15 protein-coding genes and 1 pseudogene are annotated in these 17,947 nt (G+C 74.9%); 9 read left to right on the plus strand and 7 right to left on the minus strand.

All coding sequences use genetic code 11. The features are described 5' to 3' along the window. Positions 1-154: 154 nt before the first annotated feature. Positions 155-1,404: pseudogene (locus ACIPM1_RS09275) on the plus strand (lectin). A 98-nt stretch (positions 1,405-1,502) separates the two neighbouring features. On the opposite strand, the gene ACIPM1_RS09280 reads toward ACIPM1_RS09275, so the two are convergent. Continuing rightward, entirely contained in the window at positions 1,503-1,742 is a 240-nt protein-coding gene (locus ACIPM1_RS09280; protein ID WP_356182018.1) for a hypothetical protein, read from the minus strand. Positions 1,743-1,836: 94 nt separating this feature from the next. Between ACIPM1_RS09280 and ACIPM1_RS09285 the strand changes: the two genes are divergently transcribed. From ACIPM1_RS09285 to ACIPM1_RS09300, 4 genes are all read left to right on the plus strand, one after another. Next, the gene (locus tag ACIPM1_RS09285) at positions 1,837-2,874 is read left to right on the plus strand and encodes a PHP domain-containing protein (RefSeq protein ID WP_402431120.1); all 1,038 of its coding nucleotides are present in this window, start codon (positions 1,837-1,839) and stop codon (positions 2,872-2,874) included. Positions 2,875-2,935: 61 nt separating this feature from the next. Next, entirely contained in the window at positions 2,936-3,592 is a 657-nt protein-coding gene (locus ACIPM1_RS09290) for an HAD family hydrolase (protein ID WP_402431123.1), read from the plus strand. A gap of 64 nt (positions 3,593-3,656) precedes the next feature. After that, positions 3,657-4,871 (plus strand): aromatic acid exporter family protein, encoded by a 1,215-nt coding sequence (locus tag ACIPM1_RS09295; RefSeq protein WP_402431126.1) that lies wholly within the window; start codon positions 3,657-3,659, stop codon positions 4,869-4,871. A gap of 91 nt (positions 4,872-4,962) precedes the next feature. Then, the gene (locus ACIPM1_RS09300) at positions 4,963-5,925 is read left to right on the plus strand and encodes an SDR family NAD(P)-dependent oxidoreductase (protein WP_402431129.1); all 963 of its coding nucleotides are present in this window, start codon (positions 4,963-4,965) and stop codon (positions 5,923-5,925) included. 125 nt (positions 5,926-6,050) lie between these two features. Here the strand turns inward: ACIPM1_RS09300 and ACIPM1_RS09305 are convergent, their stop codons facing one another. Then, on the minus strand, positions 6,051-6,884 hold the full coding sequence (locus ACIPM1_RS09305; RefSeq protein WP_402431132.1) for an alpha/beta fold hydrolase: 834 nt from the start codon (positions 6,882-6,884) through the stop codon (positions 6,051-6,053). Positions 6,885-7,097: 213 nt separating this feature from the next. Between ACIPM1_RS09305 and ACIPM1_RS09310 the strand changes: the two genes are divergently transcribed. After that, on the plus strand, positions 7,098-8,126 hold the full coding sequence (locus tag ACIPM1_RS09310; protein ID WP_402431135.1) for an SDR family oxidoreductase: 1,029 nt from the start codon (positions 7,098-7,100) through the stop codon (positions 8,124-8,126). A 73-nt stretch (positions 8,127-8,199) separates the two neighbouring features. Here the strand turns inward: ACIPM1_RS09310 and ACIPM1_RS09315 are convergent, their stop codons facing one another. Further along, positions 8,200-8,475 (minus strand): hypothetical protein, encoded by a 276-nt coding sequence (locus tag ACIPM1_RS09315; RefSeq protein ID WP_402431138.1) that lies wholly within the window; start codon positions 8,473-8,475, stop codon positions 8,200-8,202. Between the two features lie 107 nt (positions 8,476-8,582). Next, entirely contained in the window at positions 8,583-9,164 is a 582-nt protein-coding gene (locus ACIPM1_RS09320) for a DUF6624 domain-containing protein (protein ID WP_402431142.1), read from the minus strand. Positions 9,165-9,456: 292 nt separating this feature from the next. Here ACIPM1_RS09320 and ACIPM1_RS09325 point away from each other — a divergent pair, with 292 nt between their 5' ends. The 3 genes from ACIPM1_RS09325 to ACIPM1_RS09335 all read left to right on the plus strand — a co-directional run bounded on the left by ACIPM1_RS09325 (position 9,457) and on the right by ACIPM1_RS09335 (position 11,522). Further along, a complete protein-coding gene (locus ACIPM1_RS09325) occupies positions 9,457-10,278 on the plus strand; it encodes a helix-turn-helix domain-containing protein (RefSeq protein WP_402431852.1) in 822 nt (273 codons plus the stop codon). 2 nt (positions 10,279-10,280) lie between these two features. After that, entirely contained in the window at positions 10,281-10,526 is a 246-nt protein-coding gene (locus tag ACIPM1_RS09330) for a DUF397 domain-containing protein (protein ID WP_402431145.1), read from the plus strand. Positions 10,527-10,712: 186 nt separating this feature from the next. Further along, a complete protein-coding gene (locus ACIPM1_RS09335) occupies positions 10,713-11,522 on the plus strand; it encodes an SAM-dependent methyltransferase (protein ID WP_402431148.1) in 810 nt (269 codons plus the stop codon). A 41-nt stretch (positions 11,523-11,563) separates the two neighbouring features. On the opposite strand, the gene ACIPM1_RS09340 is transcribed toward ACIPM1_RS09335, so the two are convergent. The 3 genes from ACIPM1_RS09340 to ACIPM1_RS09350 all read right to left on the minus strand — a co-directional run bounded on the left by ACIPM1_RS09340 (position 11,564) and on the right by ACIPM1_RS09350 (position 17,927). After that, the gene (locus ACIPM1_RS09340) at positions 11,564-12,796 is read right to left on the minus strand and encodes a cysteine desulfurase-like protein (RefSeq protein WP_402431151.1); all 1,233 of its coding nucleotides are present in this window, start codon (positions 12,794-12,796) and stop codon (positions 11,564-11,566) included. Positions 12,797-13,178: 382 nt separating this feature from the next. Beyond that, positions 13,179-14,465, minus strand: a complete 1,287-nt coding sequence (locus tag ACIPM1_RS09345; protein WP_402431154.1) for an ROK family protein — start codon at positions 14,463-14,465, stop codon at positions 13,179-13,181. 273 nt (positions 14,466-14,738) lie between these two features. Beyond that, entirely contained in the window at positions 14,739-17,927 is a 3,189-nt protein-coding gene (locus tag ACIPM1_RS09350) for a bifunctional cytochrome P450/NADPH--P450 reductase (protein WP_402431157.1), read from the minus strand. Positions 17,928-17,947 lie beyond the last annotated feature (20 nt).

Consider the following 17,947-nt stretch of genomic DNA (forward strand, 5'->3'; position numbering starts at 1 on the left):
GGGGCGGCCCCCCGCGCGGGGCCGAGGGGGGCGCCGCCGCCCAGCCCGGGCGAGGGGGGGCCCACCACACGGGGGCGCCCCCCCCGGGGCCCCCCCCGGGGCCCCCCCGGGGGGGGGCCCCCGGGGGGGGGCCCCCCCCACGGAAGGGAGAACCGTGGCCTCTCCACGCTTGCTCCGCGCATGTCTTCTCGCCCCCCTGTCCGCCGTCCTGGCCGGCTCCGCCGCGATCGGCCCGGCGCGGGCGGCCACGACGGCGCCGGCGCCCCGGCCGTCTCCGCCGCCGCGACGTTCTCCGACACCTTCGACGGGCCCGCGGGCGCGGCCGTCGACTCCGCCAAGTGGCGGACGGAGACCGGCGACAACGTCGACAACCACGAGCGGCAGTACTACACGGCGGGCACGAGGAACGCGGCCCTGGACGGCCAGGGGCACCTCGTCATCACCGCCCGGCGCGAGAATCCGGCCGACTACCGGTGCTGGTACGGCTCCTGCCAGTACACCTCGGCCCGGCTGAACACCTCCGGACGGTTCGCCGCCCAGTACGGGCACGTCGAGGCGCGGATGAAGATCCCGCGCGGGCAGGGCATGTGGCCCGCGTTCTGGATGCTCGGCACCGACATCGGTCAGGTCGGCTGGCCGGCCTCGGGCGAGATCGACGTGATGGAGAACGTCGGGTTCGAGCCGTCGACCGTGCACGGCACCCTCCACGGCCCCGGCTACTCGGGATCGGGCGGAATCGGCGCCGGTTACTCGCTGCCGAACGGCCAGGCCTTCGCGGACGCCTTCCACACCTACGCCGTCGACTGGGCACCCGGCTCGATCACCTGGTCGGTGGACGGCACCGTCTACCAGCGGCGCACGCCCGCGGACCTGGGCGGACGGACATGGGTGTTCGACAAGCCGTTCTTCCTCGTCCTGAACCTGGCGGTGGGCGGCTACTGGCCGGGCGACCCGGACGGCTCGACCGCCTTCCCGCAGCAACTGGTGGTGGACTCCGTGTCGGTGACGACGAGCGGCACGCCCGGCGGCGCCGCGATACGGGGGCCGGCCGGCAAGTGCGTCGACGTGGCGGCCGCGAACTCCGCCGACGGCACCCCGGTACAGCTCTACGACTGCAACGGCACCGCCGCCCAGCAGTGGACCGTCGCCGCCGACGGCACGCTCCGCGCCCTCGGCAAGTGCCTCGACGTCACCGGCAACGGCACCGCGGACGGCTCCACCGTCCAGCTGTGGAACTGCACCGGCGGCCCCAACCAGAAGTGGGCCGTCTCCCCGGCGCACGACATCGTGAACCCGCAGGCGGACAAGTGCCTGGACGTCACCGGCGACAACGCGGCGAACGGCACCCGGCTGCAGATCTGGACCTGCACGGGCGGCTCCAACCAGAAGTGGACGGTCGGCTGAACCGGTGCGAGGGCCCGTCCGGCACCCGCGGCTGATCCGCCGGACCGGACCCGTGCCCGCCTTCCGGTGCCCGCGGGCGGCTTGCGGAGGGCGGGCGTTCAGCGGCGGAGGTGCCAGGTGAACTTGTCGCCGCCGACCCAGCGGACCACGTCCGGATCGTCGAGGTCGTGGACCACGATGCCGTACGCGGCGGCCGCCTCCAGCACGTCCGTGATGCTCCTCGCCTCGCCGACCATCTGACCGTCGATCTCCACGATGCGGAAGGGCGGGGAGCCCGGCTGCACCTTGAGCACCATGATCCGCGGACGGGAGATGTGCGGGCTCTCGACTTCGGTCATGCCTCCAGCGTAGAACGCGCCGCGCCGGGGGGCGCGGGGCCGCCTCGTCGTGCGCCCCCGACGGGCCTGCGGAACGCTGGGGGAGGAGGTGGCGATGGACCCCGTCGAGGCACTGGACCGGATCGCCTTTCTGCTGGAGCGGTCCCTGGCGCCGACGTACCGCGTACGCGCCTTCCGTACCGCCGCCCGGGTGGTGGCCGAACTGCCCGCCGAGGAGACGGCCCGGCGGGCGTCCGACGGGACGCTGGAGTCGCTCAAGGGCGTCGGACCCAAGACCGCGCAGGTCGTGCGCGAGGCCCTGGCCGGGCAGGTGCCCGGCTATCTGGAGAAGCTCCGGGACGAGGCGGAGGAGCCGCGCGCGCCGGGCGGGGAGCGGCTGCGGGCGCTGCTGCGCGGCGACTGCCACCTGCACTCCGACTGGTCCGACGGCGGCAGCCCCGTCGAGGAGATGGGCCGTACGGCCGCACGCCTCGGTCACGAGTGGGCGGTGCTGACGGACCACTCGCCGCGGCTGACGGTGGCCCGCGGGCTCTCCGCCGAGCGGCTGCGCGAGCAGCTGCGCGTGGTCGCGGAGCTGAACGAGACCTGGGCGCCGTTCCGGCTGCTGACCGGCATCGAGTGCGACATCCTCGACGACGGCTCGCTGGACCAGGAGCCGGAGCTGCTCGACCGGCTGGACGTCGTGGTCGTCTCCGTGCACTCCAAGCTGCGGATGGACGCCCGCGCGATGACCCGCCGCATGGTGGCCGCGGTGCGCGATCCGCGCTCCGACGTCCTCGGGCACTGCACCGGACGGCTGGTCTCCGGCCGGGGGCGGCCCGAGTCCGAGTTCGACGCCGACGCGGTGTTCGCCGCGTGCGCCGAGACCGGGACGGCGCTGGAGATCAACAGCCGCCCGGAGCGGCTGGACCCGCCGCGGCGGCTGCTGCGCCGGGCCGTCGAGGCGGGCGTGCTGTTCTCGATCGACAGCGACGCCCACGCGCCCGGCCAGCTCGACTGGCAGATCCACGGCTGCGCGCGGGCCGAGGAGTGCGGGGTGCCGCCGGAGCGGGTGGTGAACACGTGGTCCCGGGACGAGCTGCTGGCCTGGGCCCGGGAACGCCGTACGCCGTCCGGCGTGGCGGGCGTCTGACGTGGTACCCGTTCCCGGCGAGGGAGCCCGGTGGGAGGCCCCCACAACGAGAGGACCCCGGATGGACCGTGCCGCCGTGTTCGACGTCGACGGAACGCTCGTCGACACCAACCACCTCCACGTCGTCACCTGGTGGGAGGCCTTCCGGCAGGCCGGGCACGACGTGCCCATGCACGCCGTCCACCGCGCGGTCGGGCTGGGCTCCACCGACCTGATCGCCCACCTCCTCGGCGAGGACCGCGACCGGGAGCGGGACGCCGGGCTCAGCGCCGCCCACAAGACGCTCTACGCCCAGTACTTCGACCGGCTGCCCGCCCTGCGGGACGCCGGGCCGCTGCTGCGGCGGCTGCACGGGAGCGGCTGGAAGGTGGTCCTGGCGACCTCGGCGGGCGGGGCGGAGCTCGGCGCGCTGCGCCGTGCCATCGACGCGGACGACGCCATCGCCGCGACCGCGAGCGCCGACGACGTGACGGAGGGCAAGCCCGCGCCGGAACCCGTCGAGCACGCGCTCGACCTGGTCGGGGTGCCCGCCGAGCGGGCGGTGTTCGTGGGCGACACCGTCTGGGACATGCGGGCCGGCCGCCGGGCCGGGGTGCGCTGTCTGGGCGTGCTGTGCGGCGGCATCCCGCGCCGGGACCTGGAGGAGGCGGGGGCGGAGGCGGTCTACGAGGACCCCGCCCACCTCCTCGCGTCCCTGCCGGACAGCGCGCTGGCCTGAGAGCGTCGTCACGTCCGGCCCGCGCCCCGCATGGGACCCCGGGCCCGCGGGATACCCGCACCGCATGACGCATGGGACGGAAGCCGCCCGCGAGGAGGCGGGCATCCCGGGGCGCGGGAGTGGTACCGACTCGCCCGGCGTGGTGCGCCGGGAGGCACGGGCGGTCCTCGGGGCGGCCCTGGCGGCCTGGCGGGGCCCGGGCCGGGAGCGGGACCTGGTGGTGCAGTCGCTCAAGGCCGCGGCGGCGGCCCTGCTCGCCTGGCTGGTGGCCCGCAACTGGCTCGACGACCCGATGGCGCTGATGGCGCCCTGGGTGGCGCTGGTCCTGGTGCAGGCCACGGTCTACAGCTCGCTGCGGCAGGCGGCGCAGCAGTTCACCGCGATCTGCGCCGGGGCGCTGTTCGCCTCCGGGGCGCAGGCGGTCACCGGCGACACCACCGGGGCGCTCGCCGTGTGCGTGCCGGCCCTGATGCTCCTGGCGAACTGGCGCCGCTTCGGCGACCAGGGGGTGTACGCCGCCACCACGGCGGTGTTCACGCTCGCCACGGGAAGCGTCTCGGTGTCGGCGGTCGGCCACCGGCTGGGCCAGGCCGCGCTCGGCGCGGTGATCGGGGTCGCGGTCAACGCGTTCGTCCTGCCGCCGATCCATCTGCGCGACGTCCGGGAGAACCTCGGGGCGCTCGCCCGGGAGGCGGGCGAGGTGCTGCACGGGATCGCGGCCGAGCTGGGCCGGGACGACTGGGAGCCGCAGGCGGCGGCCTCCTGGTCCGGGGCCTCGGACCGGCTGGAGCACCGGCTGGAGACGCTCCGGGCGGCACGCGGCTGGAGCCGGGAGAGCCTGCGTCTGACGCACGGCGCCCTGCGCACCCTGGGCCGGGCTCCCTCGCACGTCCCGCCGGAGGCGGAGGACCAGCGCTGGAGCCGCGTCACCGGTCACATCCGGTCGCTGACGCGGACACTCGCGGTGGCGGCCGACGACGACCGTACGCCCGCGCCGCCCGACGCCCCGATCCGGCGGACGTACGCGCGGCTGGTGGAGCTGATCGCGGACCGGTGCGGGGCGGAGGGCGACCGCATCCTGCACGGGCGGGCCGCGCAGCCGCCGGACCGTGCGACGCGGGAGGAGATGGAGGAACTGCACGACCGCCTGCAGGAGGCGCTGCGCGAACACGCGGGCCGGGGGACGGCCGGGACCACAGTCCTCGGCACGCTGCTCCTGCAGGCCCAGAACGTGTGGGCGGAGGTCGTTCCGGCCGCCCCGGGCGAGTCGCGCGGCTGACCGGCCGGCCTCCCCCGCTCGGGTCGCGGCCACGGTCCTTCCACCGGCTCCGCTTGACTTCGAGAGCACTTCAATCCCTAGCGTGCTGGACATGAGCACTACCGCACAGAACAAGATCGGTTCGGGTTTCGGCGCCACGAGCACCGCCGAGGACGTCCTGCGGGGCATCGACCTCACCGGGCGGCTCGCCCTCGTCACCGGCGGCTACTCGGGCCTCGGTCTGGAGACCACCCGCGCGCTCACCCGGGCGGGCGCGCGCGTGGTGGTCCCCGCCCGGCGCCCCGCCGCCGCACGGGAGGCCCTGGCCGGCGTCGACGGCGCCGAGGTGGACGAGCTCGACCTCGGCGACCTGGACAGCGTCCGCGCCTTCGCCGAGCGCTTCCTGGCCTCCGGCCGCACCCTCGACATGGTCATCGACAACGCCGGCATCATGGCCTGCCCGGAGACCCGGGTCGGCCCCGGCTGGGAGGCCCAGTTCGCCACCAACCACCTGGGGCACTTCGCCCTCGTCAACCGCCTGTGGCCGGCGATCGCGCCCGGCGCGGCCAGGGTGGTCTCGGTCTCCTCCCGCGGCCACCACCTCTCCCCCGTGCGCTGGGACGACGTCCACTGGCAGCGCGGCTACGACAAGTGGGAGGCGTACGGGCAGGCCAAGACGGCGAACGTGCTGTTCGCCGTCCACCTCGACGCCCTCGCCCGCGACAGCGGCGTCCGGGCCTTCGCCCTGCACCCCGGTGGCATCCTCACCCCCCTCCAGCGGCACCTGGCGAAGGAGGAGATGGTGGAGCGCGGCTGGATCGACGAACACGGCAACCCGCTGAACCCCGAGGGATTCAAGACCCCGCAGCAGGGGGCCGCCACCCAGGTGTGGGCGGCGACCTCCCCGCAGCTCGACGGCCTCGGCGGCGTCTATCTCGAGGACTGCGACATCGCCGAGCCCGCCCCGTCGGACGGTGAGCGGACCGGCGTCATGAGCTGGGCCGTCGACCCGGAGCAGGCGGCCCGGCTGTGGGACCTGTCGGCGGACCTCACGGGTGTGAACGCGTTCGCGTGAACGCGTTCACGGGATCCGCGGGCCGGGCGGGGCGTCGGGGCGTGTCGAGACCCTTGGGGCCGTGTCGGGGCGCTTGACGGGGCGGGCCGGTTCCGGTGCCGGAGCGGGCCCGCCCCGCACGCCCGTCAGCGCGCCGTCATGAACTCCCGCAGGTCCTCGGTGAGCCGGTCGGCATGGGTGACGTACAGGCCGTGGCCCGCGTTCTCGTAGGCCTTCAGGGTGGCGTCGGGCGCCAGCCGGGCGACCCGGCCGCCCGTGGCCGCCAGGGGCGCGGAGGTGTCGTGGGTGCCGTGCACGACGAGGACCGGCAGGTCGAGCTTGGGCACCTCGGGGGTGACGTCCGCCTCGGCGATCATGTCCTGCACGGCGGCCGTCGCGCGGGCGGTGGCCGTCATGCAGCAGTCGATGACGTACTGGACGTAGGCCCCCGACACGGCGTTGCCGGGGCGGCCGAGGGCGAAGTAGTCGTCGGCCGAGGCGGTGAAGAACGCCGCCCGGTCGCGGCGGCAGGCCTCGTTGGCGGCGCGGACGACGGCCGCGTCGGCGCCGCCCGGGTTGTCGGCCGAGCGGACGACGCCCGGGGCGATCCCGGCGACGAAGGCCACCCGGGCCACCCGCCCGGCACCGTGCCGGGTCAGGCACCGCACGATCTCCAGGCCGCCCATCGAGTGGCCGACCAGGGTCACCGCGCTCAGGTCCAGATGGGCCAGCAGCCCGTGCAGGTCGTCGGCGAGGCCGTCGAGGCCGTAGCCGTCCCACACGTCGGCGGAGCGGCCGTGGCCCCGCCGGTCGAGGCCGACGCAGCGGTAGCCCTCCGCCGCCAGCGGCAGCATCTGGAACTCCCACATCTCGGTACCGAGGTAGGCGCCGTTCACGAAGACGACCACGGGTCCCTGGGCCGGCCCGTAGTCGACGAAGTGCAGCCGCGTGCCGTCGACGGGGCTGGTGAAGTACGGCATGGAGGACCTCCCGGAATCCGGCGGTGAGCGGTTACGTCCCCGATGGTTCCGCGCGGGCGGCAGCCGGTCGATTACCTCCGGCGTCATGCGCCTCCCGGGCCGGGTCCGCTCCCCCACCGGCCGCCGGGCGCTTCGGCCCGGCCGGGCCGCGTCGGGCGGCGCGGACCGGGTACCCGGGGCCACAGCATCGGCAGCCGTCGAGAGGAGTCCCGGGTGAGCAGCGCTACGGGCCGCAGAGTCGTCGTCACGGGCGCCACCGGCAATGTGGGAACGAGCGTCGTACGCCTTCTCTCCGAGGACGCGGACACCGGATCGGTACGGGGTCTGGCCCGCCGGATCCCGGGGTGGTCGCCGCCGCGGACCGAGTGGTCGGCGGTGGATCTGTCGTCCGAACGGGCGCCTCTGGCGGAGGAGTTCGAGGGCGCCGACGCCGTGGTGCACCTGGCGTGGGCCTTCCAGCCCACGCACGACCCGGCGACCACGTGGCGCACCAACGTCCTCGGCAGCATCCGGGTCTTCGAGGCGGTGGCCGCCGCGCGGGTGCCGGTGCTCGTGCACGCGTCGTCGGTCGGCGCGTACTCGCCGGGGCCGAAGGACCGCGCGGTGGACGAGTCGTGGCCCACCCACGGGTGGCCGGACGCCGCGTACTGCCGGGAGAAGGCCTATCTGGAGCGGGCCCTGGACACCTTCGAGCGCGACCACCCGGAGGTCAGGGTGGTCCGGATGCGGCCCGCCTTCCTCTTCAAGCGGGAGTCGGCGAGCGAGCAGCGGCGCATCTTCGGCGGAAGGTTCCTGCCGGGTCCGGCGCTCCGGCCCGAGCTGCTGCCGTTCCTGCCGGACGTCCCGGGCCTGCGGGTGCAGGCCCTGCACACCGACGACGCCGCGCGGGCTTACCTCCTGGCGCTGCGCCACGAGGTCCGGGGCGCCTTCAACCTGGCCGCGGAGCCCCCGCTGGACGCGCGGGTGCTGAGCGAGATGCTGGGCCTGCGCACCGTACGGCTGCCCCGCCCGGCGGCCCGCTCCGCGATCGCCGCCGCCTGGGGCCTGCACCTGCTGCCCGCCTCACCCCACCTCTTCGACGCGGTGCTCCGCCTCCCCCTGATGGACTGCGCCCGCGCCCACACGGAACTGGGCTGGCGCCCCGAACGCACGGCGACCGAGGCGCTGCGGGAGCTCCTGGAGGGACTGCGGCACGGCGACGGCGCCGACACGGAGCCCCTGCGGGGGCGCAAGGTCGGCTGACGTGCACGTACCGGACCCCGCGGTTCCCGAGGATCCGCGGGGTCCGGCCTGGTGCGGTGCCGGTCCGTCGGGCTCAGGCCGAGGACTCGTCCGGGACGGGGTGTTCGGGGTGCACGGTGCCCGAGTGTGGGGCGCCCTTGCGGCCGGTGCCCGCCTCGTCGGTGTCGGGGAGGCGGATGTCGGGGCCCTCGGAGGCGGCTTCGGCCGGCTCGCCGCCGCCCGTGTCGCCCCGCTCACGGTCGGTGTCGTCCTCCCGGGGGCCCTCACCCGTCCGGGCCTGCTGGTCCGGCATGTCCCGGGGAACGGGCGCGCCGTTCTCACCGGGAGCCTCATCGCGGTGTTCGACCACGGCGTACTCCCTTCGCTTCGCGTGGCTCGCGTCGTCGAGCGGCTCACATGTCGTATTCCGGGCGAGGCGCGGGTACCGCCCCTGCGGGCCGCGAAACCGGAGGGTGGTCAACCGTCGAGGCGCAGCGCCCGCATCTGCTCCGCGAGGGGGCCGAGGCCCACGTCGTGGCGGCGTTCGTCGACGGTCTGGGGCCGGCGGACGGGGTACGGGCACAGGGTGGCGGGGTTGACCCGGGTGCCGTAGAACTGGGGCTCGCCCAGTTCCACGGCGCAGTGGTCGGCGATGTAGGCGAGGTGGACGGCGGGACAGCGGCCGTCCGCCGTGGCCTGGGCGATGAGGTCCCGGCACCGGAGGCGGAAGCGGAGGTCCGGGGCGTGCAGCAGGATCATCAGCGCCGCCGTGGAGGCGGCCGCGCCCACCAGATCGGCCCCGGGCCAGCCGTGCCGGCCCACGATCACGGCCAGCGCCTCGGCGTTCTCCCGATGGCACCGCACGACGTCGCGACGGCGCTCCGGCGTGGGATCGGCGCCCGCCCGCCGTGTCAGCTCCCGGTCCTCGTCGGCCCTGCGCAGCAGCTCGGCCGCGAGCACCGGGCCGCGCGCCGGGGGCTGCGGCGCCCCGGCGGACCCCGGGCCCGCGCTCGGGCTTCCCGACTGTGACGGTGACTGTCCGTCGATCACGGTGGCCATCCAGGTCTCGCTACACGGCCGGGTGCGGCGGAGCGCACCTGCCGGAACATCACATCCGTTGCCATCGCACCGAGTTGGCCGTCCGCCGCGGCCACACGTACGGCAGCTACCGGGATCACTATGGTCTCCGGCACACTCGGCTCGCAACCTGCGTTCTGATAATTTCAGAACGATCCGCATCATCCTGTCCGTGACGTCGACGGCGTGCCACACTGCACGCTGTGACGGCCGCCCCGGGAGGTAGGACGTGAGGGAGAACCGCTCGGGCGGCAGCGCACCCACCGTCCTGCGCATGGTTCTCGGCAAGCGGCTGCGGCACCTCCGGGAGCGGGCCGGGGTGTCCTTCGAGGAGGCGGCACGGGCCATCGAGGTGACCCCGCTGACGGTCCGCCGGATCGAGAAGGCCGAGGTCGGCCTGCGCATCCCCTATGTGAAGGAGCTGTTGCGCGCCTACGGGGTCCCGTCGGCGGAGATCGACGACTTCGTGTCCATGGCCCGGGAGGCCAACAAGCCGGGCTGGTGGTACACGTTCCGCGACGTACTGCCCGAATGGTTCAGCGCCTATGTCAGCCTGGAGAGCGAAGCCAGCGTCATCCGTCTGTACGAACCCCACTACGTACCGGGCCTGTTGCAGACGCACGACTACGCCGCGGCGCTCCTGCGCGTCGGCTTCCCCAACGACTCGAAGGAGGAGATCGCCCGCCGCGTGGCCCTGCGCCTCAGACGCCAGGACCTGCTCAGCAAGCCGGACGCCCCGGCCGTGTGGGCCATCGTGGACGAGACGGTGCTGCGCCGTCCGGTCGGCGGGGCCGAGGTGATGCGGGCCCAGGTCGACCGGCTCGTCGAGGTCCTGGACATGCCGAAGGTCCGCGTCCAGGTCATGCGCTTCGCCGTGGGAGCCCACCCGGGCGCCTACGGGCCCTTCCACCACTTCCGCTTCGGGTTCTCCGAACTGCCCGACGTGGTCTACACCGAGAACCTCGCCGGCTCGGTCTACTACGACCGTCCGGAGGACGTCGTCGCCTATCTCGAAGTACTGGACCGGATGTCCGTGCAGGCGGAGCCGGTCGCACGGACCAGGGACATCCTGGGTGAGCTGCGTAAGGAGTTGTGACCATGGGATCCGAGGGCCGCATCCACAACGGCATGCCCGCCGGCGATCTGGGAACCGAGGGCTGGGAAAAGCCCTGGAGCGGTACCAACGGCGGGAGTTGCGTCGAGGCCAAGCGCCTGTCCGACGGAAGTGTCGCCTTCCGCCAGTCCACGGACCCCGACGGGCCCGCCCTGGTGTACACCCGGGACGAGATGATCACCTTCCTCGAGGGGGCCAAGGCCGGTCTGGCCGACTTCCTGGTCGACTGACCCGGCCGCCCGAGCCCGGGCGGACGATCCGCCCGGCCCACTGCCACCGCCGGCACCACCGGAGCACCCGCACGACCCTCCCGCCGTGCGGGTGCTCCCCCCCCGGATCGCGAACTCGCCCCCTGCACAGCCTCGTTGACGCTAGCTTTGACTGCGGACCGCGTGACGCACGGCAGGAGATCCCTCATGGCAGACGGCCGGCCGGCCCCCGATCAGGAAGCGCTGTCGAAGATCGACACCACGGTGCCGCACTCGGCTCGCATCTGGAACTACTGGATGGGGGGCAAGGACAACTACGAGGTCGACCGGATCGCGGGCGACGAGTACCGCGAGGTCGCCCCCACCATCGAGACCATGGCCCGCGCCTCGCGCCACTACCTGATCCGTGCCGTGAGCCTGGTGGCCGGCGACCTCGGGATCCGCCAGTTCCTCGACATCGGCACCGGACTGCCGACCTACGACAACACCCATCAGGTCGCCCAGCGCATCGCGCCCGAGTCGCGCATCGTCTACGTCGACAACGACCCGCTGGTCCTACGCCATGCCCAGGCCCTGCTCACCAGCACCCCCGAGGGGGTCACCGAGTACATCGAGGCCGATCTGCACGCACCCGAGAAGATCGTCGAACAGGCCCGCGAGCTGCTGGACTTCGACCGCCCGGTCGCGCTGATGCTGATGGGCATCCTGGGCCACGTCCAGGACCACGCGGAGGCCGTCTCGATCGTCCGCCGCCTCCAGGCCGCGCTGCCGTCGGGCAGCTGCTTCGTGCACTACGACAGCACCGACACCGACGCTGCGCTCCAGCAGGCCCAGCAGGGCTACGACGACACCGGCGCCGTCCCGTACGTACTGCGCAGCCCGGAGCAGCTCGCCGCCTACTACGAGGGGCTGGAACTGCTCGAACCCGGCATCGTCTCCTGCCCGTTGTGGCGTCCGGAGCCCGGCACCGCGCCCGAGCCCACGGACATCTACGGCGGCGTGGCCCGCAAGCCCTGACGCCACGCGTCGGGCTCGCGGTGCCGGGACGGCTCCCCCGCCTACCGGGGGGCGCCGGCCCGGCGGGGACCCGCCGACAGGAACTCCGCCAGCCCCTCCAGAAGCCGGTCCACGTCGTCGTCGCTGCTGTACGGGGCGAGCCCGACGCGCAGTCCGCCCCCGTCGCCCAGTCCCAGGTGGCGGGACGCCTCCACGGCGTAGAAGGAACCGGACGGCGCGGCCACCGCGCGCCCGGCGAGATGGCGGCAGGCGTCCTGGGTGCTGCGCCCGTCGATGGTCAGCAGCAGGGTCGGCGTGCGCTCGGCGGCCCGGGAGTGCACGGTGATCTCCGGGAATCCGGCCAGCCCGGCCTCGATGCGGCGGCGCAGGGCGCCCTCATGGCGTTCGAGGGAGGTCAGGGAGGTGACCAGGCGCGAGCGCCGGGTGCCGCTCGCCTCCGGGTCCATGCCGGCGAGGAAGTCCACGGCGGCCCGGGTCCCGGCGAGCAGCTCGTAGGGCAGGGTGCCCAGCTCGAAACGCTCGGGGACCTCGTCGCTGGAGGGCAGCAGCTTGTCCGGGTGCAGGGTGCGCAGCAGCTCCGGGCGGCTCGCCACCACGCCGAGGTGGGGCCCGAGGAACTTGTACGGGGAGCAGGCGAAGAAGTCGGCGCCGAGCCCGGCGAGGTCGACGGGGGTGTGCGCGGTGCGGTGGACGCCGTCGACGTACACCAGGGCGCCCCTCTCGTGCGCCAGGCGGGCGATGGCGGGCACGTCCGGGCGGGTGCCGATCAGATTGGACGCGGCGGTGACCGCGACCAGCCGGGTGCGGTCCGAGAGGTGGGCGCCGATGTCCTCGGGGGTCAGTTCGCCGGTGGCCGGGTCGAAGTCGGCCCAGCGTACGACCGCTCCGACGGTCTGCGCGGCCTGGATCCAGGGCCGGATGTTGGCGTCGTGGTCGAGCCGGGTCACCACGACCTCGTCGCCCGGCGCCCACGTCTTGGCGAGCGTGCGGGCGACGTCGTATGTCAGCTGGGTCGCGCTGCGCCCGAAGACGATGCCCGACGGGTCGGCGCCCAGCAGGTCGGCCATGGCCTGCCGGGCGCCGGTCACGAGGGCCTCGGCGTTGCGCTCGCCCAGGGTGACGGCCCCCCGGTTGGCCAGTGGTCCGGCCAGGGCGTCCGCGACGGCGTCGATGACGGGCTGCGGCGTCTGGCTGCCGCCGGGCCCGTCGAAGTGGGCCCAGCCCGCCTTCAGCGCGGGGAACTGCGCACGGACACCGGCGATGTCATGACTCACGTCGGACTCCTTCGAACGACCGGATGAGATGAGGACGGTGCTCCCCATGATCCTCGCTGCCCGGAGGGCGGCGGGCTGGGGGCCCGGACCGACCGTTCCCGGCCGCCTCCCCGGGCCGCGTGGCGTGTTCCGGCCGGGCGCTTGCTCCGGCCGGGTGCGGCCTCGGGCCGGCTTCGGGCCAGGCGTCGCCTCGGGCCGGGCGGCACACCGGACCAGGCGGCACGCCGGGCCGGCCGCCGCTTCGGGCCGGCTTCGGGCCTGGCGTCGCCTCGGACCGGGCGCGGCACCCCAGACCAGGCTCCGCTTCGGGCCAAGCGGCACGCCGGACCAGGCGGCGCACCGGACCGGGCGCCGCTTCGGGCCAGGCGGCACGCCGCGGCCTCTACGGCCTGCGGCCCTCCAAGGACGCCTGCCAGGCGGGGAGTTGGGCCTGCGGGGCCGGTTCGGCGCGGCGGCCGCCGCGGGCGAAGAAGTCGGCGAGCGGCAGGATCGCCGCTCCCACGGTGACGGCGTCGGGGCCGAGGCGCCCGAGGTCGACGGTCACCCGCTCGGCCGGGTGGCGCAGCGCGTACGCCACGGCGTGGCGGCGTACGGCGGCCAGGAAGTGGGCGCCGAGCTGAAGGCCGGCCCAGCCGCCGATCAGGATGCGCTCCGGCTGGAAGAGGTTGATCAGGTCCGACAGGCCCGCGCCCAGGTACTCGGCGGTCTCCTCCAGCACCGCGAGCGCCACCGGGTCGGCCTCCGTGCCCTCCGGCGGACAGGCGGCGGCCAGCATGGCGGCGAGCGCGCTCTCCTCGTCGGCGTCCTGCGGGGGCCGGCCGCCCTCCTCGCGCCAGCGGGCCAGCAGCGACTCCGCACCGGCGTACGCCTCCAGACAGCCGAGGGCGCCGCACCGGCAGCGGCGGCCCCGGACCCGTACCGTCAGGTGTCCCCATTCGACGGCGCGGCCGTGCTCGACCTCGGGGGTCACGAGGCAGGCGCCGACTCCGGAGCCGAAGAGCACCACGAGCGCGTTCCCGGCGCCCCGCCCGGCACCGAACCACATCTCGGCCTGCCCGAGCGTCTTGGCGCCGTTGTCGATGAAGCAGGGCACGCTGCCGGGAAGCCGGGACCCGGCGCGGAGCAGTTCCTCCAGCGGGACCGCGTCCCAGCCGATGGTCTGGCCGTGCACCACGGCGCCGCGGTCCGGGGTGCGTTCGACGATGCCGGGGACGCCGATGCCGACGCCGAGGAGCCGCTCCGGCGCGAGACCGGCGGCTGCCAGGACCTCGGCGACGCCGTCCCGGATGTGCCCGGTGATCACCTCGACGTCGTAGCGCTGCGGTTCCAGGGGCCGCTGGGTGCGGGCCAGTTCGGTCAGGGTGAGGTCGAACAGTTCGACGCGCACCCGGGTCTCGCCGACGTCCACGCCGATCATGTGGCCGCTGCCCGGGACGACGCGCAGCAGGGTGCGGGGGCGGCCGCCGTCGGAGTCGACGCTGCCGGCCTCCTCCACCAGGCCGTCGGCGATCAGGTCGGCGACCACGTTGCTGACCGAGCCGGAGCTCAGGCCGGTCGCCGGGCCGAGCTCGAACCGGCTGAGCGGGCCGTCGAAGTACAGGCGCTGCAGCACGGCCGTGCGGTTGCCCCGTCTGAGATCGCGCACCGTGCGCCCGTTCCGCCCCGCCATGTGACTCCCTCGCTTCGCACCCCTGATCGACCTGCAAGATACCGCCGGGAACGGCCGGGGCGCGACTTCTTCCAGGCTTAGCCCACGCAATAAATTAAGGCGTGAGAGCCGACCGCCCGCGGGGCTGCGCGAGGCCGGGGCGCAGAAGCGGGCGGCACGGCGGCGATGGCGACGAGGGCGGCGGCCGGCCGGACGACGGCCGGGGCGGGCCCGGCCGGCGGGACGTCGCCCGGTGCACACGCCCACACCGGCCCGCCCCCGCCCCGCCCGCCGTCAGCCCGCCGCGTAGACGTCCTCGACGTACCGTCCGGCCGTGACCAGCTCGGCGAGCCACCGCTCGGCCGCCGGACCGTCGGCGCCGGGCGTGCGGGTGCGGTACAGGGTACGGAAGGCCTCGCGGACGCCCGGCGCCATGCGCGCGCCGTCGCCGCAGACGTACACCCGGGCTCCGGCGTCCAGCAGCGCCCACACCTCGTCGCCCTCCGCGGCGATGCGGTGCTGGACGAAGGTGACGCCGCCTTCGGGGGCCGCGCTGAACGCGGGGCGCAGCGAGACGGCTCCGGCGTCCTCGGCGGCGCGCAGTTCCTCGGCGTGCAGGAAGTCGGCGTCGGGGGCGTCGCAGCCGAAGTAGCAGAGGGCGGGGGCGAGTTCGGCGCCCGCGGCGAGCGCTGCCGTGCGGTCGGCGATCGCGCCGCGGAACGGGGCGAGGCCGGTGCCCGCCGCGACCATGACGACGGGCGTCGAGCCGTCGACGCGGAAGGCCTCCCGGCAGGGCTGTACGCGGGCGAGGATCGTGTCGCCCGGCGCGACCGACGCCAGGTGGCCGGACCCGGTGCCGCGGTGGACGCCCCGGCCGGAGCGTGCCGGGGCTTCGAGCAGGGAGACCATGAGGTCGGCGTGGCGCGGGTCGGCGGCCGGCGAGGAGGAGATCGAGTAGTGGCGGGGGCGCAGCGGGCCGAGCAGGTCGAGCAGGTGCGGCCAGTCCAGCGCGCCGCGCAGGGCCGGGTGGTCCTCGACGAGCTCGACGAGGGTGCGCGGGTCGTCGGTCAGCGCGGCGAGGGCCGCGCGCTCCGGTGGGCACGGGTTGGCGGCGGCCAGGGCGGCCAGCTGGGCCGTGCCGGGGCGCTGCTGCAGTTCGACGTGGTGGGTGAGGAGCTGACGTACCGTCAAGGGACGGTCAACGGCGAGCCCGTCGCCGCGCGGGCGGCCGGCGCGGATGTCCAGCACGGTGTCGAGGCCGACTCCGAACGCGGCGGCGGCGCGCTCGACGAGGGCGGGGGCGTTGGCCGGCAGCACGGTGAGGTGGTCGGCGGTGCGGTAGGTGACGCCGTCCGGCAGCGCGACGCGCACGAACCGCTTCCTGCGGGGGTGTCCGGGCGCGGTGAGGTCGTGGGCTTCGGTGACCGTCATGGGGACCAGCCCGTGTCGCTCGGCCAGGGCGTCCAGCGGTCCGCCCGTCAGGGTGCGGACCTCGTAGGGCGTGGTCGGCCCGGCCGGGGCTCCGGTGGCGTCGGGGTCGCCGTGCCGCTCCAGCAGGGCGGCGCGCAGGCGGACGGTGAAGTCGCGGACGGCGCCGGTGAGGTCGCCCGAGGCGTCGGCGGCCGCGCGCCCGGTCAGACGGGTGGCGCCCAGTTCGGCGAGACGCTCGTCGATGCGGGTCGGTACGTGCTGGTAGGTCGCGGCCCAGTTGCGGTCGCCGACGCCGAGGACGGCGTAGGTGACTCCGGAGAGATCCGGGGTGCCCTCCAGCCAGGCGGCGAAGGCGGCGGCGTCGTCGGTGGGGCGGCCGTTGTAGGAGGCGGCGGCGATGACGACGGGCCGGTCGGTGGGCAGGCCGCCCGCCCAGGCGTCGAGCGGGGCGACCTGGGTGGCGCAGCCGAGCGCGGCGGCCTCGCCGGCGAGCCGGCCGGCGAACTCCCGGCAGGTCCCGTAGTTGCTGCCGTGCAGGACGAGGACGGCGGTGCCGGGGCGGACGCGGGCGGGCAGGGCGTGCGGGTCCGCCTGCCGGGTCTCCGGGCCTGTCTGCCCCCGCGTGTGGGCGGCGCCCGGCAGCGGGGGGTGCACGCGGTCCGCCGCGGTCCGCGGGGTCAGCGTGAGCGTGAAGCCGTCGGGCTTGAGGGTGAGGGTCTCCTTGACCGTGAGCCGGTAGCCGGCGTGGTCGTGCAGCCGGTAGCGGTGGACCAGCATCGCCAGCAGCATGGTCGCCTCGTGCAGCGCGAACTGGCGTCCGATGCAGGCCCGTTCACCGGTGCCGAACGGTTTGAAGGCGTGCACCGGGCGGGCCGCCTCCGCCTCGGGCGCGAAGCGGGAGGGGTCGAACAGCTCGGGGTTGTCGCCCCACACCGGCTGCCGGTGCAGCATCGGGGCGAGCACGGTCACGGGCTGCCCTGCCCGCAGCGGGATCCGCCCGCCGAGCAGGGTGTCCTCGAGGGCGTGCCGGGTGAACGCGGCGGCCGTCGGCCACAGCCGCAGGGCCTCGTTGAGGACCTGGCGGGTGAAGGTGAGCCGGCCGATGTCCTCGTAGGTGGGCTCCGGGTCGGCGGTATCGCCCCACAGCGCGTCGGCCTCGCGCTGGAGGAGCCGCAGCGCGGTGGGGTCCTTGGCGAGGTGGTACAGCGCGAAGGACATCGCGCCGGACGTCGTCTCGTGGCCGGCGATCAGGAAGGTGATGACCTGGTTGCGGATGTTGGCCGCGTCCAGGGTGGCGCCGTCGGCGGGGTGCCCGGCGGTGAGCATCAGGCCGAGCAGGTCCCCGGCCCCGCTCTGGTCGGTGCCGGCGCGGGCGTCGACGACGTCGTCGACGACCCCGGCGAGGTAGGCGGCGTCCGTGCGGAAGGCCGCGTCGGCCGCCGAGTGGTCCTGGCCGGGGACCCGGGCGAGCCGGGTCATGCTCCACTCCAGGCAGCGGACCATCGACTCGACGAAGGGGTGCGGCTGTTCGCGCTCGAAGGAACCGAAGTCGTAGCCGAATCCGGCCAGTCCGATGGTGTCGAGGGTCATCCGGGTCATGTCGTCGGGCACGTCGACGGGCCGCCCCGCGCGGGCGGCGCGGTCCCAGGACGCAATGAGGCGGCGGGCCACCGCGAGCATCACCGGGTGGTAGGCGCGCATCGAGCCGAGCGCGAAGGCCGGCATGAGGATGTCGTGCGCGCGGGCCCAGTTGGGCTCGTCGTTGTGGGCGGTGAACAGCCCGTCGGCGGTGAACTCCCGCACGTTCTCCAAGGCGGGGCCGATGTGCTTGGCGAACCGCCGCTCGTCGGAGAGGTCGGTGACGAGGTCGAGGTCGCCGACGAACAGCGCGTCCCGCCCGTGCAGCCGCCGCACGAGCACCGGCCCGTGCGTGCGCATCAGGTCCATGACCTGCTGGATCGGGGTGCGGCCCGGTCCGGTGGCGGAGACGTCGACGACGGGCACGCCGGGGAGGGCGTCCGCGTTCAGGGGGTGGGGTGCGGTGGGGGGCATGACGCGACAACTGCCTTTCG

Origin of the sequence: Streptomyces sp. NPDC086766, from assembly GCF_044746005.1 — a bacterium.
In the GTDB taxonomy this organism is placed as follows: Bacteria; Actinomycetota; Actinomycetes; order Streptomycetales; family Streptomycetaceae; genus Streptomyces.

What these genes read in the sequence shown, in the direction of transcription:
- ACIPM1_RS09350 (WP_402431157.1), bottom strand. Translation starts at nt 17,927, where the DNA reads ATGCCCCCCACCGCACCCCACCCCCTGAACGCGGACGCCCTCCCCGGC.
- ACIPM1_RS09285 (WP_402431120.1), top strand. Translation starts at nt 1,837, where the DNA reads ATGGACCCCGTCGAGGCACTGGACCGGATCGCCTTTCTGCTGGAGCGG.
- ACIPM1_RS09305 (WP_402431132.1), bottom strand. Translation starts at nt 6,884, where the DNA reads ATGCCGTACTTCACCAGCCCCGTCGACGGCACGCGGCTGCACTTCGTC.
- ACIPM1_RS09335 (WP_402431148.1), top strand. Translation starts at nt 10,713, where the DNA reads ATGGCAGACGGCCGGCCGGCCCCCGATCAGGAAGCGCTGTCGAAGATC.
- ACIPM1_RS09300 (WP_402431129.1), top strand. Translation starts at nt 4,963, where the DNA reads ATGAGCACTACCGCACAGAACAAGATCGGTTCGGGTTTCGGCGCCACG.
- ACIPM1_RS09295 (WP_402431126.1), top strand. Translation starts at nt 3,657, where the DNA reads ATGACGCATGGGACGGAAGCCGCCCGCGAGGAGGCGGGCATCCCGGGG.
- ACIPM1_RS09320 (WP_402431142.1), bottom strand. Translation starts at nt 9,164, where the DNA reads ATGGCCACCGTGATCGACGGACAGTCACCGTCACAGTCGGGAAGCCCG.
- ACIPM1_RS09330 (WP_402431145.1), top strand. Translation starts at nt 10,281, where the DNA reads ATGGGATCCGAGGGCCGCATCCACAACGGCATGCCCGCCGGCGATCTG.
- ACIPM1_RS09280 (WP_356182018.1), bottom strand. Translation starts at nt 1,742, where the DNA reads ATGACCGAAGTCGAGAGCCCGCACATCTCCCGTCCGCGGATCATGGTG.
- ACIPM1_RS09345 (WP_402431154.1), bottom strand. Translation starts at nt 14,465, where the DNA reads ATGGCGGGGCGGAACGGGCGCACGGTGCGCGATCTCAGACGGGGCAAC.
- ACIPM1_RS09325 (WP_402431852.1), top strand. Translation starts at nt 9,457, where the DNA reads ATGGTTCTCGGCAAGCGGCTGCGGCACCTCCGGGAGCGGGCCGGGGTG.
- ACIPM1_RS09290 (WP_402431123.1), top strand. Translation starts at nt 2,936, where the DNA reads ATGGACCGTGCCGCCGTGTTCGACGTCGACGGAACGCTCGTCGACACC.